The 15,223-nt window shown below is 67.5% G+C and carries 13 protein-coding genes; 1 reads left to right on the forward strand and 12 read right to left on the reverse strand.

Translation table 11 applies throughout. The annotated features are described in order from the left end of the window. Positions 1-3: 3 nt before the first annotated feature. The 4 genes from rsmG to FOB47_RS24925 all read right to left on the reverse strand — a co-directional run bounded on the left by rsmG (position 4) and on the right by FOB47_RS24925 (position 4,858). On the reverse strand, positions 4-756 hold the full coding sequence (rsmG, locus tag FOB47_RS24910; protein ID WP_174782303.1) for a 16S rRNA (guanine(527)-N(7))-methyltransferase RsmG: 753 nt from the start codon (positions 754-756) through the stop codon (positions 4-6). After that, on the reverse strand, positions 757-2,700 hold the full coding sequence (gene mnmG, locus FOB47_RS24915) for a tRNA uridine-5-carboxymethylaminomethyl(34) synthesis enzyme MnmG (protein WP_174782304.1): 1,944 nt from the start codon (positions 2,698-2,700) through the stop codon (positions 757-759). It abuts the gene before it with no gap. Between the two features lie 299 nt (positions 2,701-2,999). Continuing rightward, on the reverse strand, positions 3,000-3,854 hold the full coding sequence (locus FOB47_RS24920; protein WP_174782305.1) for an N-formylglutamate amidohydrolase: 855 nt from the start codon (positions 3,852-3,854) through the stop codon (positions 3,000-3,002). Beyond that, positions 3,854-4,858, reverse strand: a complete 1,005-nt coding sequence (locus FOB47_RS24925) for a tripartite tricarboxylate transporter substrate binding protein BugE (protein WP_174782306.1) — start codon at positions 4,856-4,858, stop codon at positions 3,854-3,856. Before FOB47_RS24925 ends, FOB47_RS24920 begins: the two co-directional genes overlap by 1 nt. Positions 4,859-5,052: 194 nt before the next feature. Between FOB47_RS24925 and FOB47_RS24930 the strand changes: the two genes are divergently transcribed. Beyond that, positions 5,053-5,997: a LysR substrate-binding domain-containing protein gene (locus FOB47_RS24930; protein ID WP_174782307.1), complete on the forward strand. Its 945-nt coding sequence runs from the start codon at positions 5,053-5,055 to the stop codon at positions 5,995-5,997. 142 nt (positions 5,998-6,139) lie between these two features. Here FOB47_RS24930 and FOB47_RS24935 read toward each other — a convergent pair whose 3' ends face one another. The 8 genes from FOB47_RS24935 to FOB47_RS24970 form a co-directional block, all read right to left on the reverse strand. Continuing rightward, positions 6,140-6,883, reverse strand: coding sequence for an ABC transporter ATP-binding protein (locus FOB47_RS24935; protein ID WP_053822846.1), 744 nt, complete (start codon positions 6,881-6,883; stop codon positions 6,140-6,142). Between the two features lie 27 nt (positions 6,884-6,910). Continuing rightward, entirely contained in the window at positions 6,911-8,791 is a 1,881-nt protein-coding gene (locus FOB47_RS24940; RefSeq protein ID WP_226994915.1) for a branched-chain amino acid ABC transporter ATP-binding protein/permease, read from the reverse strand. Further along, positions 8,791-9,843 (reverse strand): branched-chain amino acid ABC transporter permease, encoded by a 1,053-nt coding sequence (locus FOB47_RS24945; protein WP_053822848.1) that lies wholly within the window; start codon positions 9,841-9,843, stop codon positions 8,791-8,793. Before FOB47_RS24945 ends, FOB47_RS24940 begins: the two co-directional genes overlap by 1 nt. Positions 9,844-10,015: 172 nt before the next feature. Continuing rightward, positions 10,016-11,164 (reverse strand): ABC transporter substrate-binding protein, encoded by a 1,149-nt coding sequence (locus FOB47_RS24950; protein WP_174782308.1) that lies wholly within the window; start codon positions 11,162-11,164, stop codon positions 10,016-10,018. 326 nt (positions 11,165-11,490) lie between these two features. Then, positions 11,491-12,249 carry a TSUP family transporter gene (locus FOB47_RS24955; protein ID WP_174782309.1) on the reverse strand — a complete coding sequence of 253 codons (759 nt, stop codon included), beginning with the start codon at positions 12,247-12,249 and terminating at the stop codon, positions 11,491-11,493. Positions 12,250-12,379: 130 nt separating this feature from the next. After that, a complete protein-coding gene (locus FOB47_RS24960) occupies positions 12,380-12,817 on the reverse strand; it encodes a hypothetical protein (RefSeq protein WP_053822850.1) in 438 nt (145 codons plus the stop codon). Between the two features lie 427 nt (positions 12,818-13,244). Continuing rightward, entirely contained in the window at positions 13,245-14,162 is a 918-nt protein-coding gene (locus FOB47_RS24965) for a branched-chain amino acid ABC transporter permease (RefSeq protein ID WP_226994916.1), read from the reverse strand. A gap of 146 nt (positions 14,163-14,308) precedes the next feature. Continuing rightward, on the reverse strand, positions 14,309-15,193 hold the full coding sequence (locus FOB47_RS24970; protein WP_006577643.1) for a branched-chain amino acid ABC transporter permease: 885 nt from the start codon (positions 15,191-15,193) through the stop codon (positions 14,309-14,311). Positions 15,194-15,223 lie beyond the last annotated feature (30 nt).

Consider the following 15,223-nt stretch of genomic DNA (forward strand, 5'->3'; position numbering starts at 1 on the left):
TATTCAGTCGGCGCGCGCATCGCTGCGCTCGCCACGGCGCGACAGCACCACCAGGTGGCGCTGCGCGTCCAGTTCGGGCACCGCCAGCTGCGGCACCGCTTCGACCTGCCAGGCGGACATCAGTCCGGCCTGCTCCATCCGCTCCAGCTCGGCGTGCGGATAGACTCCCTTCATCGCAATCAGGCGGCCGCCGGGCGCCAGCAGATGGCCGGCGAGCGTGACGAAATCGGCCAGTTCGGCGAAGGCTCGCGACGTGATCACGGCGAAGCCCTCGGCATCGGCCAGCTTTTCCACCGGTCCCCAATGCGCCGAAGCATTGGCCAGCCGCAGTTGCGCGCGGCACTGGGTCAGGAAGGCGGTCTTTTTCTGCACGATGTCGACCATCAGCACCGACACGTCGGGGCAGGCGATCGCCAGCGGCAGGCCCGGCATGCCGCCGCCCGAGCCGACGTCGAGCACCCTGCCCCGCGCGCCTGGCGCAACCTCGGGCCGGCGTGCGGCATCGGCAAGCGCCGGCACCGCGGCCAGCGAATCCAGCAGATGATGCGTCAGCATCTCGTCCGGATGGCGGATCGCGGTCAGGTTATAGGTGGCGTTCCATTTGCGCAGCAGCGCCAGATAGGCGAGCAGCGACTCGACGCGGGCGCCGTCGAGCGGCAGGCCGATCGCGGCCAGGCCCGCCTCGAGGCGGCGGCGCTGCACGGCCTCGTCGACCGCGCCGTGGCGCCGCGCCTGGGATACGTGCGGACCGCTCACTCAGGCCGCCTCGCGGCCCGAGCCGGCCGTCTTGCCGCGCCCCATGCCCTTCTTCTTCAGATGTACCAACAGCAGCGAGATCGCCGCCGGCGTGACGCCCGAGATACGCGAGGCCTGGCCCAGCGTCTGCGGACGGTGCTGGTTCAGCTTCTGGCTGACCTCGAAGCCGAGGCCGCGCACTTCGGTGTAGTCGAAGTCGTCCGGCAGCCGGGTCGATTCGTTGGCCTCCAGCTTGTCGACCTCGGCGGCCTGGCGGGCGATATAGCCGTGATACTTGATGCCGATCTCGATCTGCTCGCGGATCTGTTCGGCCTGCAGCGGGTCGTCGGCCAGCGGAGCGTCCGGCGCATGGCGGCCGCCCTGCAGCGCCATCAGCGCCTCGTAGCCGACACCCGGACGCCGCAGCAGGTCCGCCAGGCTGTATTCGCGCTCGATCGCCTTGCCCAGCAACGGCACCGCGTCCTCCGCCGGAAGGCTTGCCGGGTTGACCCAGGCGCTCTTCAGGCGCTCTGTTTCACGTGAAACAGCGTCGCGCTTCCGGTTGAAGGCGTCCCAGCGCGCGTCGTCGACCACGCCAAGCTCCCGGCCGATCTCGGTCAGCCGCATATCGGCGTTGTCCTCGCGCAGGCTCAAGCGGAACTCGGCCCGGCTGGTGAACATCCGGTACGGCTCGGTCACGCCACGGGTGATCAGGTCGTCCACCAGCACGCCGAGATAGGCCTGGTCGCGGCGCGGCGCCCAGGCCTCGCGCTCCTGCGCATAGCGGCCGGCATTGATGCCTGCCAGCAGCCCTTGGGCCGCGGCTTCTTCGTAACCGGTGGTGCCATTGATCTGGCCGGCGAAGAACAGCCCGCCGATCGCCTTGCTCTCCAGCGACGCCTTCAGCGCGCGCGGATCGAAGTAGTCGTACTCGATTGCATAGCCGGGACGCAGGATATGCGCGTTCTCGAGGCCGCGGATCGAATGCACGAGCTCGAGCTGCACATCGAACGGCAGGCTGGTCGAGATGCCGTTCGGATAGAACTCGTTCGTCGTCAGCCCTTCCGGCTCCAGGAAGATCTGGTGGCTTTCCTTGCTGGCAAAGCGATGGATCTTGTCCTCGATGCTGGGGCAATAACGCGGCCCCACCCCTTCGATCACGCCGGTGTACATCGGCGAGCGGTCCAGCCCACCACGGATGATCTCGTGGGTACGGGCATTGGTGTGGGTAATCCAGCACGGCAATTGTTGCGGATGCTGTTCCGGGCGCCCCAGGAACGAGAAGACCGGCACCGGATCGAGATCGCCGGGCTGTTCTTCCATCACCGAGAAGTCGATGGTACGGCCATCGATGCGCGGCGGCGTGCCGGTCTTCAGCCGGCCCTGCGGCAGCTTCAGTTCCTTGAGCCGGGCCGACAGCGTCACCGCGGCAGGATCGCCGGCGCGGCCACCGGTGTAGTTGTCCAGGCCTACGTGGATCTTGCCGTCGAGGAACGTACCGGCGGTCAGCACAACCGCCCGCGCGCGGAAGCGGATGCCGACCTGCGTCACCGCGCCGACCACGCGATCGCCCTCGACCATCAGGTCGTCCACGGCCTGCTGGAACAGCATCAGATTCGGCTGATTCTCCAGGCGGGTGCGGATGGCCTTGCGGTACAGCACACGGTCGGCCTGAGCGCGTGTGGCACGCACGGCCGGACCCTTGCTGGAGTTCAGAATGCGGAACTGGATGCCGGCCTCGTCGGTTGCGGCCGCCATCGCGCCGCCAAGTGCGTCGACTTCCTTGACCAGATGCCCCTTGCCGATGCCGCCGATCGACGGATTGCAGCTCATCTGCCCGAGCGTCTCGATGCTATGGGTCAGCAGCAGCGTCTGGCAGCCCATGCGGGCCGCGGCCAAGGCCGCTTCGGTGCCGGCATGGCCACCGCCGACGACAATGACATCGAATTCTCTCGGGTAAAGCATGGGGGCACCTCCTCCGGGAGGCTGGAGAGGGAAAAACGGGATGCCGAATTATACCGGCATTCATTGGGGCATTCCGGACACACGCCCGTTCCACGTGAAACATTGTGCTTCCGCGAGGGCATGTTTCACGTGAAACAAGGCATAAGTCATATCCCGTCACCGCTTGTTTCACGTGAAACATCGGGCAGCCGCGGCCGCCAGGGTGTTCCACGTGAAACAAAAAGGCCGGGCCACCGGCCCAGCCTTTTACCGTCCCCGCGGCGATGCGACGCCCCTGCCCCCTTCCGGGCTCCGAGGACTTATCGCTGCCGCCGCAAATAGTCTGCGACCCGCTCCAACAGCCGCCCCATATCCCGCTGCACCGTGCCGAAGTTGGCATTGCGTTCCCGGGTGCACTCGTCCATGTACAGCGGACGGCGGATCTCGATCTGCAGGCTGTGGCGGCGCTCCGCCGGCCTGCCGATCTGCGCGATCAGCTGCACGCCCTTGTACGGATCATTGCGAGCCACGGTATAGCCCATGTCGCGCAGGCCCGACTCGATCAGCCCGACAAACTCCGGATCGCAGGTCGTGCCATCGCGGTCGCCCAGCACAAAGTCCGCCAACGGCTGCGGGCTGACCTTCTTCAGCCGCTCATAGGCATTGTTCGGCATCGAGTGCAGGTTCAGATGCCAGACCGCGCCGAAGCGGCGGTAAGTCGCATCCACCGCTTCCGCGAGCGCCGCATGGTACGGCCGGTAGTAGTGCTCGATCCGGTTGCGCACCTCCGCCACGCCGAGCTTGCGCGCGTAGATCGGCGTATCGGCGTCGATGTTGCGCCATACCAGGCCGAAGCCCAGCCGCGTCTTCTCTCCCGGGGCCAGCGGCTCGGGCCACGGCGCGTCCAGCAGCGCCGGGTCGAGGTCATCCGGCATCCGGTTCGGGTCGATATAGACACGCGGGAAATTCGCGGCGATCAGCGTGCCGCCGACCGCCGGTACCGCCTCCCACAACGCGTCGACGTGGGTATCCTCCCCTTCGCGCAGCCGCGCCATCGGCACGGCGGCACCGAAGTCGTCCGGATAGCGCGTGCCGCTGTGAGGCGAATCGCAGACCAGCGGCAGCGGTTCGCCCTCGGGCAGGCGGCGGACGATGGGTTCGAACGCCGCTGCCATCAGTTCAGCTCGATCTTGGCGGCCTTGGCCACGCGCGCGTAGCGGGCCATCGCCTGCTCGATCTGGGCCTTGAACTGCTCGGGCGTGGTCGGTACCAGCGTGCCGCCGGATTCCTCGACCTTGCGCTTGAAGTCCGGGTTCTGCATCGCCTTGTGGATTGCGGCGTTCAGCTTGGCCACCACGGGAGCCGGCGTGCCCGCCGGTGCGACGATGCCGAACCAGCCGCCCTCGCCCATGTCCTTGAAGCCGAGCTCGGCGTAGGTCGGCACGTCCGGCAGCTGGGCCGAGCGGCCCGCACCCAGCACGGCCAGCGCGCGCAGTCGGCCGCCCTTGACGTGCGGCAGCGTCGACGACAGGTTGTCGGTGATCGCGTTGACCTGCCCGGCGACCGCATCGTTCAGCGCCAGGCCGGCGCCCTTGTACGGCACATGCAGCAGATCGATACCCGACAGCATCATGAAGTTCTCGATATTCACATGGCCCAGCGAGCCGGCGCCCGGCGAGGCGAAGCTGTACTTGCCCGGGTTGGCCTTGGCCAGCGCGATGAACTCCTTCATGGTCTTGGCCGGCACGCTCGGATGGACCGCGAATACGCTGGGGATCGCCACGACATTGGTGACGGGCACGAAGTCCTTGATCGGGTCGTAGCTCAGCTTCGGATAGACGGCGGGGTTCGACCCGTGCGTGCTGACCGTGGCCATGCCGATCGTGTAGCCGTCCGGTGCCGAACGGGCGACCTCGCCCATGCCGAGCGAGCCCCCTGCCCCGCCCTTGTTCTCGACCACGATCGATTGGCCGAGCTCTCGGCCGGCGTACTCGGCGACCAGGCGCGCCGACAGATCGGTGGAGCCGCCGGCGGCGAACGGCACGATCAGGCGAATCGGGCGGCTGGGATAGTTGGCCGGCGCGGCGGCGGCCGCCGCGGGCAGCAGCACGGCGGCGGCGATGGCGGTGGTGACGGTGGACAGCACAAAGCGACGACGCGTCGTCACGGCTCGATTCATGGCGATGTTCTCCTTGGAATTGCCTTGTGTTTTATGTGGCGGACAGGGCCGATTGAGGGGCCAACGATGCCCCGCGACGCGTCAAGTGTCGGCCAGTTTACCGAGCGTGCACAAACGACTATATTGCACGCTTCCATTACCAAAGTTCATTGTCACGGCACCGCAGATGCGTGCCCGTGAGCGGAGAAGGCCGCATGCGCCTGCGATCGCCGTCGATGTCCGAGCTGCACGCCTTCGCCACTGCGGCGCGGCTTGGCAGCTTCACGCGCGCCGCGCAGGAGCTGTGCGTGACGCAGGGCGCGATCAGCCGGGCCATCGCCAGGCTGGAGGCACACTTCGGCCAGCCGCTGGTCCAGCGCAACGCGCACCGGCTGGTGCTGACCGCAGCCGGCCGCGGCTTTCTTGAAGCGGTGTCGGGACCGCTGGCGGCAATCGAATCGGCCAGCGTGGCGCTGCTGGCCGGCGACCGCCAGCACCATCTGACGCTGTCGGCCCTGCCCACGCTGGCCAGCGTCTGGCTGGTGCCGCGGCTGCCGGACTTCCATCGGCGCCATCCCGACATCCGGCTCGACTTCGTGCCGTACCGGCGCGACGAGGATTTCTCCGGGCCGGCGCCCGATGCGGCGCTGCTGGCAGGCACCGCGGGCAGCTGGCCCAACCTGCAGGTCGACTATGTGATCGGCAGCGAGATGGTGCCGGTCTGCCATCCGGAGCGCGCGCAGCTGCGGCGCGAAGCCGGTCAATGGCAAACGCCGGCGGATCTGCTGCAGGAGCCCCTGCTCTTTCACACCGGCGCCCCGGCCAACTGGCAGCACTGGTTCCTTGCGGCGGGCGTACCCGACGCTGCGCCCACGCTGGCCACGGGATTCGACCAGGTCTCGATCCTGGTGCAGGCGGTCAAGGCCGATATCGGCATCGCGGTGCTGCAGCGCTGCCTGGTACGCGACGAGATCGCGGCCGGCCGGGTGGTGGCGCCGTTCGACCTGCCGATCCGGCTGACGCGCGGCTATTTCCTGTGCGCGCCGCGGGAGCGGCGCGACCATCCGGCGCTGAACCGCTTCCGGCAGTGGCTGCTGGAAACCGCCGCACAGGATCCGGATGTGGTCCGCTCCCGGGACAACGATTCATCGGATGGATGAAGACGGATAATCCAAGCATCGAAACATCCATCCCGATAATCTCCACCGCGAATACATAAGCGCGACAAATGACAACGGCGCACCGAAGCGCGCCGTTATTCATCCACCGGATGGAGGCTCTAGCAACGCCAGCCTGGCGCGCTCAAGCCGCCTTCTTCGCCAACCCCAGATAGGTCTCGATGACACGCGGATCCGCGGCCAGCTCGTCGGCCGGCCCTGCCATCGCGATCTCTCCGGTCTCGATCACATAGCCGTAGTCGGCCACCTGCAATGCGGCACGCGCATTCTGCTCGATCAGCAGCGTCGCCACGCCGGTACGGCGCAGGTCGTTGATGATGTGGAAGATCTCCTTGACGATCAGCGGCGCCAGGCCAAGGCTGGGTTCGTCCAGCATCAGCAGTCCGGGCTTGGCCATCAGCGCACGGCCCACCGCCAGCATCTGGCGCTCGCCGCCCGACAGCGTGCCGGCATCCTGCCGTGCGCGCTCGCGCAGCCGCGGGAACAGCGCGTAGACGACGTCCATCTGGTCCAGGAAGTTCTTCTCGCCGGCGCGCTTGCGGCGGAAGGCGCCGAGCCGCAGGTTGTCCTCGACGCTCATCGAGCCGAACAGCTCGCGCTTCTCCGGCACCAGGCACATGCCGCGCGCGACCCGGCCCTCGACCGGAATGCCCGCCATGTCATGGCCCAGATAGGACACCGTGCCGCTGGCCGAGCCGGTCGGCGGCAGCGCCCCCATGATCGCGTTCAGCATCGTGGACTTGCCCGCGCCATTGGGGCCGATCACCGTGACGATCTTGCCGGCCTCGACCGACAGGCTGGCCCCGTGTACCGCCTCGACCTTGCCGTAGCGGACATGCAGGTCGTTGACTTCGAGAATCACGCTCACCGCTCGCTCCTGAATCCTTGCTGATCCTTATTCCACGCCGCCCAGATAGGCCTCGAGCACCGCGGGGTTCTTCTGCACTTCCTCGGGCACGCCCTCGGCGATGCGCGTGCCGAACTCCATCACCACCAGCCGGTCGGTCAGGTTCATCACGAAGTCCATGTCATGCTCGACCAGCAGCACGCTCATGCCCTCGCCCTTGAGCTTGCGCAGCAGGTCGGCCAGCGCCTGCTTCTCCTTGTAGCGCAGGCCGGCGGCCGGCTCGTCGAGCAGCAGCAGCGCGGGATCGCAGCACAGCGCGCGAGCGATCTCCAGGATGCGCTGCTGGCCCAGCGCCAGGCTGCCGGCCTCCATGTACATGCAGTCGGCCAGCCCCACGCGCTCGAGCTGGCGCCGGGCCTCGAACAGCAGCTTGGCTTCCTCGCCGCGGTTCATGCGCAGGATCGCCGCCGACACGCCGCCCTGGGGACGGTAATCGCCGCGCAGATGCGCGCCGATCGCGACGTTCTCCAGCACCGTCATCGTCGGCAGCAGATGGACGTGCTGGAAGGTCCGGCCGATGCCGCGCTTGACGATCTCGCGCGACGGCAGGTTGGTGATGGCCTCGCCGCGATACCGCACCTCGCCGCGGGTCAGCGGCAGCACGCCGGTGACCAGATTGAAGGTGGTCGACTTGCCGGCGCCATTGGGCCCGATCAGCCCGACGATCTCGCCGGCGCGCACCTGGAAGCTGACATCGTTGACCGCCACCAGCCCGCCGAACTCCTTGCGCGCGGCGCGCACGTCGAGAATCAGTTCGCCGGCCTGCGGCTTCTGCCGTACCGGCAGCGCGGCGGCCTGCTCGGGCGCGCGCACCGGCGGCCCGCTGGGCCACGCCTTGCGCAGGAACGGCCAGAGCCCGTCGCGCGCATGCTGCAGCAGCAGCACCAGCAGCACGCCGAAGACGATGATCTCGAAGTTGCCATTGGCGCCCAGCAGCTTGGGCAGCACGCCCTGCAGCAGGTCCTTCAGGATCGTCAGGATCGCCGCGCCGAGCACCGCGCCCCAGACATGGCCGACGCCGCCGACCACCGCCATGAACAGGTACTCGATGCCATAGTTCAGGCCGAACGGCGTCGGGTTCACCGCGCGCTGCAGGTGCGCGTACAGGAAGCCGGAGATGCAGGCCAGCACCGCGGCGACGACGAACACCACGACCTTCATCCACGCGGTATTGACGCCCATCGCCTCGGCCATCACGCCGCCGCCCTTCAGCGCACGGATCGCTCGGCCGGGACGCGAGTCCAGCAGGTTCTGCATCGCCAGCACTGCGAGCAGCACCACGACCCAGATCAGATAGAACATCGAGCGGCCCGACTGCAGCTCGAAGCCCAGCAGCGACAACACCGGGATGCCGTTCAGGCCGTCGTACTTGCCGAGGAACTCGAGGTTGCCGAACAGGAAGAACAGCGACAGCCCCCAGGCAATCGTCGCCAGCGGCAGGTAATGCCCGGACATCCGCATCGTGATCAGGCCGATCACATAGGCCGATGCCATCGTGATCACCAGCCCGACCAGCAGCCCGAACCATGGCGACAGTCCGTACTGCGTGGTCAGGTAGGCGGTGCTGTAGGCGCCCAAGCCAACGAAGGCCGCCTGCCCGAACGAAGTCATGCCGCCGACGCCGGTCAGCAGCACCAGCCCGATCGCGACGATGCTGTACAGGCCGATGTAGTTGCCCAGCGTGATCCAGAACTCCGGCGTCGGCAGTACCGGCAGCAGCGCCAGCACCGCCGCGAACGCGATCAGGAGCAGCCGGTTGCGCAGGGTCGCGCTGCCGGAGACCGCGCTCGGGGCCGGGATCGGCCGCGTTGCCGCCGCCGTGTCGGACGCCTGCTGCGTCCCTGTAGTCCGTGTGGCTTGCCGTTGCATCATTCCTCGTCTTCCACATGTTTGCTGGTCAGCGAGCGCCACAGCAGCACCGGAATGATCAGCGTGAACACGATGACCTCCTTGAACGCACTGGCCCAGAAGGACGAATAGGATTCGAGCAGCCCGACCAGCAACGCGCCGGCGGCCGCCACCGGATAGCTGACCAGTCCGCCGACGATCGCGCCGACGAAGCCCTTCAGGCCGATCAGGAAGCCCGACTCGTAGTAGACCGTGGTCAGCGGCGCGATCAGGATGCCGCACAGCGCGCCCATCGCGGCCGCCAGCGTGAACGACAGCCGGCCGGCCTGCGTGGTGCCGATGCCGACCAGGCGCGCGCCCAGCCGGTTGACCGCGGTGGCGCGCAGCGCCTTGCCGGTCAGCGTGCGGTCGAAATAGAAGTACAGGCCGGCGATCAACAGGCCGGACACGCCGATCACCCACAGGCTCTGGCCCGACACCGACAGCGCGCCGACGTCGAAGCGCGCATCGGAGAACGCGGTGGTGCGCGACCCCTCGGCACCGAACATCACCAGACCCAGCCCGACCAGCGCGAAGTGCACGCCGACCGAGACGATCAGCAGCACCAGCGTGCTGGCCTCGGCCAGCGGCTGGTAGGCGATCCGATACAGCATCGGACCCATCGGCACCACGATCAGCAGCGTCAGCGCGATCTGCGCCAGCATCGGCAAAGGCTGCGCGCCATAGGCCTGGGTCAGCCAGTGCACCGCGAACGGAAAGACCAGGTACTTGCCGGCCAGCACCGCGAGCCGGCGCCCGGCGCTGCGGCGCAGTTCGGCGCTGCGCAGCACCGTGGCGCCCTCGTAGACGAAGGTCAGCACGCCCATTGCCACCAGCAGCCACGAGGTCTGCGGCGCGTGGCCGGCCTGCATCACCGCCAGCGTCAGCGCGCCGTAGGCGACGAACTCCCCTTGCGGGATGAAGATGACGCGGGTCACCGAAAACACCAGCACCAGGGCCAGGGCCAACAGCGCGTAGATCGCGCCGGAGGTGATGCCGTCCTGTGCCAGGATGGCCGCAATCGAGAGGTCCATGATCTCCTCGGGGGTTGCCGCGATGCAGCGAATTACGAAATAGTAAAGGTCTTACGCTTCGAGGAAATCCGCGCGAACCCTAGCGCCCGCTTTCGTTTCACCGGGGCCCCAAAACAAAAAAGGCGCATGGTGCGTCCATGCGCCCTGCCGCGCGGCGAAGCTGGAGGCGTTCCTACTTCTGCAGCTTCCACTTGCCGTCGACGATCTGCACCATCACGCGCGAGCGCTGGTCCAGGCCCAGATGATCGGTCGGGCTCATCGTCATGATGCCGTGCGAGACCGGCAGCTCCTTCGTTTGCTCGAGCGCATCGCGCAGCGCCTTGCGGAACTCCGGCGTGCCGGGCTGCGCCTTCTTCAGCGCAACCGGGATCGCGCGCTCGAGCAGCAGGCCGGCATCCCAGGCGTGGCCGCCGAAGGTCGACACCTGGCCGCCGAAGGCCTTCTCGTAGGCGGTCTTGTAGGTCATTGCCGGCTTCTTGACCGGATTGCTGTCGGGCAGCTGTTCGGCCACCAGCAGCGGGCCGGCCGGCAGCAGCGCGCCTTCGCAGTCCTTGCCGCAGACGCGCAGGAAGTCGGGGTTGGCAACGCCGTGGGTCTGGTAGATCTTGCCCTTGTAGCCGCGCTCCTTCAGCGCCTTGGCAGGCAGCGCCGACGGCGTGCCCGACCCGGCGATCAGCACCGCGTCCGGATTGCTGGCCATGATCTTCAGCACCTGCCCGGTGACCGAGGTATCGGTGCGGGCGAAGCGCTCGTTGGCCACCACCTTGATCTTGCGGATGTCCGCCACCTTGGCGAACTCCTGCGACCAGCTCTCGCCGTAGGCATCCGCGAAGCCGATGAAGGCCACCGTCTTCACGTTGTTGTTGCCCATGTGCTCGGAGATGGCGGTCGCCATGTGCGAGTCGTTCTGCGGGGTCTTGAAGACCCAGGCGCGCTTGGCGTCCATCGGTTCGATGATGCGCGCCGACGCCGCCATCGTGATCATCGGCGTGCCGCTCTCGGCGACCACGTCGACCATCGCCAGCGAGTTCGGCGTCACGGTCGAGCCGACCACGGCGTCGACCTTGTCTTCGCTGATCAGCTTGCGGGTGTTCTTGACGGCGGTGGTGCTGTCGGAGGCGTCGTCGAGCACGATGTATTCGACCTTCTTGCCGGCAATCTCCTTGGGCAGCAGCGTGAAGGTGTTCTTCTCCGGGATGCCCAGCGAAGCCGCCGGACCGGTCGCCGATACCGTGACCCCGATCTTGATCTGGGCCTGGGCGGCGCCGGCGCACAGACAGGCGGCGGCGAAGGCCAGCAGGCTGGCGCGCTTGAAATTCATCGTGTCTCCTTCTTCTGTCAAACCGGTCGGCATCGATCCGGCTTGCGCCGGTCCGCGCCTGGCTTGTTGTTCTGACGGACCGTGCCGCGCTGCTGGCGCCGCTCTCCTCCGTCGTGCCCGATCCCGTCCGCGCGTGCCCTCTGCAGAGGGTCGCGGCCGTTCGTCCGCGCTCAATACAGGTTCGCGACGAACTCGGCCGACGCCGGCTTCGATTCGCCGACCGATCGGTCGGGAATTCGCACCGAGTCTAACACAGCGTCCCTTGCCGCCAAGGCAGGATTAACCCGCATCGCCAGCATCGGCGCGGCTTTCGGCGGTGCTGAAGGTCAACCGGCGAAGGCGTCCCAGGCGGTCTTCAGGATCAGCGCGGTCACCACCAGCAGGAAGACCTTGCGCACGAATCCGCTGCCGTGCTTCAGCGCGAGGCGGCTGCCGAGCTGGCTGCCGATGACGTTGCCCACCGCCATCACCAGCCCCAGTTCCCACCAGACATGGCCCTTGAAGCCGAGCAGCATCAGCGCGGCGACATTGGTGGCGAGGTTGACCAGCTTGGTCGACGCCGCCGCGTGCAGGAAGTCGTAGCCAAACAGCCGCACGAACATGATCATCAGGAAGCTGCCGGTACCTGGCCCGAAGATGCCGTCGTAGAAGCCGATCGCGGCGCCGCCCAGCACGGCGACCCAGCGCTCGCGCGCGCCGGACAGCGTTGGCGCGTGCTCGGCGCCGAGGTCCTTCCTGGCCAGCGTATAGATCAGCAGGATCGCCAGCACGAACGGCAGCAGCTTGCGCAGCGGTTCGGCGGGCACCAGCGTCAGCGTGTAGGCGCCGGCCATCGAGCAGAGGAACGCCGCCACCACCGCGGGCCCGGTGGCGCCCCAGTAGATCCGCACGCTGCGCGCGTAGCGCACCGCGGCGTTGAAGGTGCCGGCCATCGAGGCCACCTTGGTGGTGCCGATCAGCGTCGCCGGCGCGTGGCTCGGGTACGCGCTGAAGATAGCGGGAATCTGTATCAGGCCGCCGCCGCCGGCGACCGCGTCGATCAGGCCGGCCAGCAAGGCGGCGGCAAACAGGAAGGCGAACTCCATTCGAATTTCCGGGAAAAAAGCGGGGAAGCGGGAAAGCAGGAAAGCGGAAAAGGAAAGCGCAGACCGCGGCTGGGGGATCGGCACTCCAGGGACGCCACCGAGACCGGAACGGTCGAGGGCTGCGGTCGGATCAGGCCAGCTGCTTGGCGGCCGGGGCCAGGTCGCGGTGCCACAGGCCGCACGGCAGCCGGCTCAGGCCGCCGCCGGGATCGCGGTCCGGATCGCCGTCCGGCTCACCGGCACCGGGCAGCCCCGGCGCCCACAGCAGATGGCGCACGCCATGCGCGCGGCACCAGTCGGCGAGCCAGTCGCGGCAAGAAGCGAGGATTGCACCACTTTCGTGCGTACCGGGCAAGCACCAGGCTTCGGCGGCCAGCGCCGCCAGGCCGCCCAGATCGAGGCGCGGCACCAGCTGGACAGGCAGGCAGCCGACCAGCGCGCCGTCGCGCGACGCCAGCAGGCACAGGCCCAGCTCGGGCCGCTGCAGCAGCCGCTCGAGCATCGCGGCGCGGCCGCGCTGCAGCAGCACCGGCGCCGGCGCGCACGCCTGCAGCCAGTCCGCCAGCATCGGCTGGTCGGCCGGAAAAGCCTGTCGAATCAGATAGTTGGGAGTTGGCGTCGGAGCGCCGGCGGGGCCAGAACGGCCGGAATTGGCAGAAGAGGTGGGGTCGGACGGAGACGGCATGGCGGTCGCGGGCAAGGCGCGCATTGTCTCACGGAGCACGGCACAAATTAAAAAGGGCGTTGCCGAGGATCACCCGTCAACGCCCTTTCCTTATTTAACGCTGCTTCCTCACGGAATGCTCATCGTGGGTGCGCGCCTGTCGTCTCCTCGCTTCCGCCTCCATTTAACCTGCGAAAACCGTGACTGCAATGTAACGAAGCGGTGCGTATCGAACAAGCTAGAAAAAACCCTAGCCCTAAAAACGGGCATGTATCCCGGCGGCCACTCCCCATCGCCCTGCCCTGCCTCCGCCGGGACGGCGTCCATGGCGCTAGTGGCGGCTGCGCGAGAACAGCGCCTGCAGTTCGCCCATGATGCCGCGGCGGAACAGCAGTACGCAGATCACGAAGATCACGCCGGTCACCATCGTCACCGACTCGCCCAGCGAGTTGAACCATTCGACGCCGGTGGCCGAGGCCAGGAAGCTGCCGATGTCGCCCAGCTTGTTCTCCAGCGCGACGATGACGAAGGCGCCGACGATCGGACCGGACAGCGTGCCGAGGCCGCCGACCAGCGTCATCAGGATCACCGTGCCCGACATCGACCAGTGCACATCGGTCAGCGTCTCGAAGCCCAGCACCAGCGCCTTGATCGCGCCGGCCAGCCCCGACAGCGCGGCCGACAGCACGAAGGCCATCAGCTTGAAGCGGTCGGTGTCGTAGCCCAGCGAGATCGCGCGCGGCTCGTTTTCCTTGATCGCCTTCAGGATCTGGCCGAACGGCGAATGCACCGTGCGGACGATCAGCGCGAAGGCCAGCACCAGGATCAGCAGCGCGACGTAGTACAGCGTCAGGTCATCCGACAGCGACAGCACGCCGAACAGCTTGCCGCGCGGAATGCCCTGCAGTCCGTCCTCGCCGCCGGTGAACGGCGCCTGCAGGCAGAAGAAGAACAGCATCTGCGCCAGCGCCAGCGTGATCATCGAGAAATAGATGCCCTGGCGCCGGATCGCCAGCGCGCCCACCACATAACCGATCGCCGCGCCGGCCAGCGTGCCGAGCACCAGCCCGACTTCCGGCGTCACGCCCCACACCTTCATCGCGTGTCCGGCCACATAACCGGCGCCGCCGAAGAAGGCCGCGTGGCCGAACGACAGCAGGCCGGTGTAGCCGATCAGCAGATTGAACGCGCAGGCAAACAGCGCGAAGCACAGCACCTTCAGCACGAAGACCGGATAGGCGCCGGCCATCGGCGCGGCGATCAGCGCGACCAGCAGCACGCCATAGAACAGCAGCGGCACGGTGCGCGGCACGCCGCCGCGCGCGGCGCCCGCCTGCGCCGGCGTCGAAGCTTGCGCGCCCTGGGGTTGTGCGCGCGATGCGCTTTGTCCGTCCATCACTTCTCCCTCCCGAACAGCCCGGCCGGCCGCAGCAGCAACACGATCACCATGATCAGGAACACCACGGTCGACGACGCTTCCGGATAGAACACCTTGGTCAGCCCCTCGATCACGCCCAGCCCGAGGCCGGTGACGATCGAGCCGAGGATCGAGCCCATGCCGCCGATCACGACCACCGCGAACACCACGATGATCAGGTTCTGTCCCATCAGCGGCGAGATCTGGATCACCGGCGCGGCCAGCACGCCGGCGAAGGCGGCCAGCGCGACGCCGAAGCCATAGGTCAGCGTGACCATCAGCGGCACGTTGACGCCGAAAGCCTCGACCAGCTTCGGGTTCTCGGTGCCGGCGCGCAGATAGGCGCCGAGCTTGGTCTTCTCGATCATGTACCAGGTCGCCAGGCACACCGCCAGCGAGGCCACCACGACCCAGGCGCGATAGTTCGGCAGGATCATGAAGCCGAGGTCGGTCGCGCCCGACAGCAGTTCCGGCGTCGAATACGGCAGGCCCGACACGCCGTAGATCGAGCGGAACACCCCCTCGATCACCAGCGTGATGCCCAGCGTCAGCAGCAGGCCGTAGATATGGTCCAGCTTGTAGATCCAGCGCAGCATCGTCTTCTCGATGACCACGCCGAGCACGCCGACCACGACCGGAGCGAGCAGCAGCATCACCCAGTAGTTGAGCCCGGCGTACTCCATGCCCATCCAGGCCAGCACCGCGCCGAGCATGAACAGCGCGCCGTGCGCGAAATTGATGACGTTGAGCAGGCCGAAGATCACCGCCAGGCCAAGGCTCAACATCGCATAGAACGCCCCGTTGACCAGCCCGAGCAGCAGCTGGGACAACATGGCGGGCAAGGGAATACCGAAGATGTCCATCGCAGGCTTCAGCTATGCGGCGCCGCGGGC

This window comes from Cupriavidus gilardii (genome assembly GCF_013347325.1).
In the GTDB taxonomy this organism is placed as follows: domain Bacteria; phylum Pseudomonadota; class Gammaproteobacteria; order Burkholderiales; family Burkholderiaceae; genus Cupriavidus; species Cupriavidus gilardii.

What these genes read in the sequence shown, in the direction of transcription:
- mnmG (WP_174782304.1), bottom strand. Translation starts at nt 2,700, where the DNA reads ATGCTTTACCCGAGAGAATTCGATGTCATTGTCGTCGGCGGTGGCCAT.
- FOB47_RS24920 (WP_174782305.1), bottom strand. Translation starts at nt 3,854, where the DNA reads ATGGCAGCGGCGTTCGAACCCATCGTCCGCCGCCTGCCCGAGGGCGAA.
- FOB47_RS24925 (WP_174782306.1), bottom strand. Translation starts at nt 4,858, where the DNA reads ATGAATCGAGCCGTGACGACGCGTCGTCGCTTTGTGCTGTCCACCGTC.
- FOB47_RS24930 (WP_174782307.1), top strand. Translation starts at nt 5,053, where the DNA reads ATGCGCCTGCGATCGCCGTCGATGTCCGAGCTGCACGCCTTCGCCACT.
- FOB47_RS24940 (WP_226994915.1), bottom strand. Translation starts at nt 8,791, where the DNA reads ATGCAACGGCAAGCCACACGGACTACAGGGACGCAGCAGGCGTCCGAC.
- FOB47_RS24945 (WP_053822848.1), bottom strand. Translation starts at nt 9,843, where the DNA reads ATGGACCTCTCGATTGCGGCCATCCTGGCACAGGACGGCATCACCTCC.
- FOB47_RS24950 (WP_174782308.1), bottom strand. Translation starts at nt 11,164, where the DNA reads ATGAATTTCAAGCGCGCCAGCCTGCTGGCCTTCGCCGCCGCCTGTCTG.
- FOB47_RS24955 (WP_174782309.1), bottom strand. Translation starts at nt 12,249, where the DNA reads ATGGAGTTCGCCTTCCTGTTTGCCGCCGCCTTGCTGGCCGGCCTGATC.
- FOB47_RS24960 (WP_053822850.1), bottom strand. Translation starts at nt 12,817, where the DNA reads ATGCTGGCGGACTGGCTGCAGGCGTGCGCGCCGGCGCCGGTGCTGCTG.
- FOB47_RS24965 (WP_226994916.1), bottom strand. Translation starts at nt 14,162, where the DNA reads ATGGCCGGCGCCTATCCGGTCTTCGTGCTGAAGGTGCTGTGCTTCGCG.
- FOB47_RS24970 (WP_006577643.1), bottom strand. Translation starts at nt 15,193, where the DNA reads ATGGACATCTTCGGTATTCCCTTGCCCGCCATGTTGTCCCAGCTGCTG.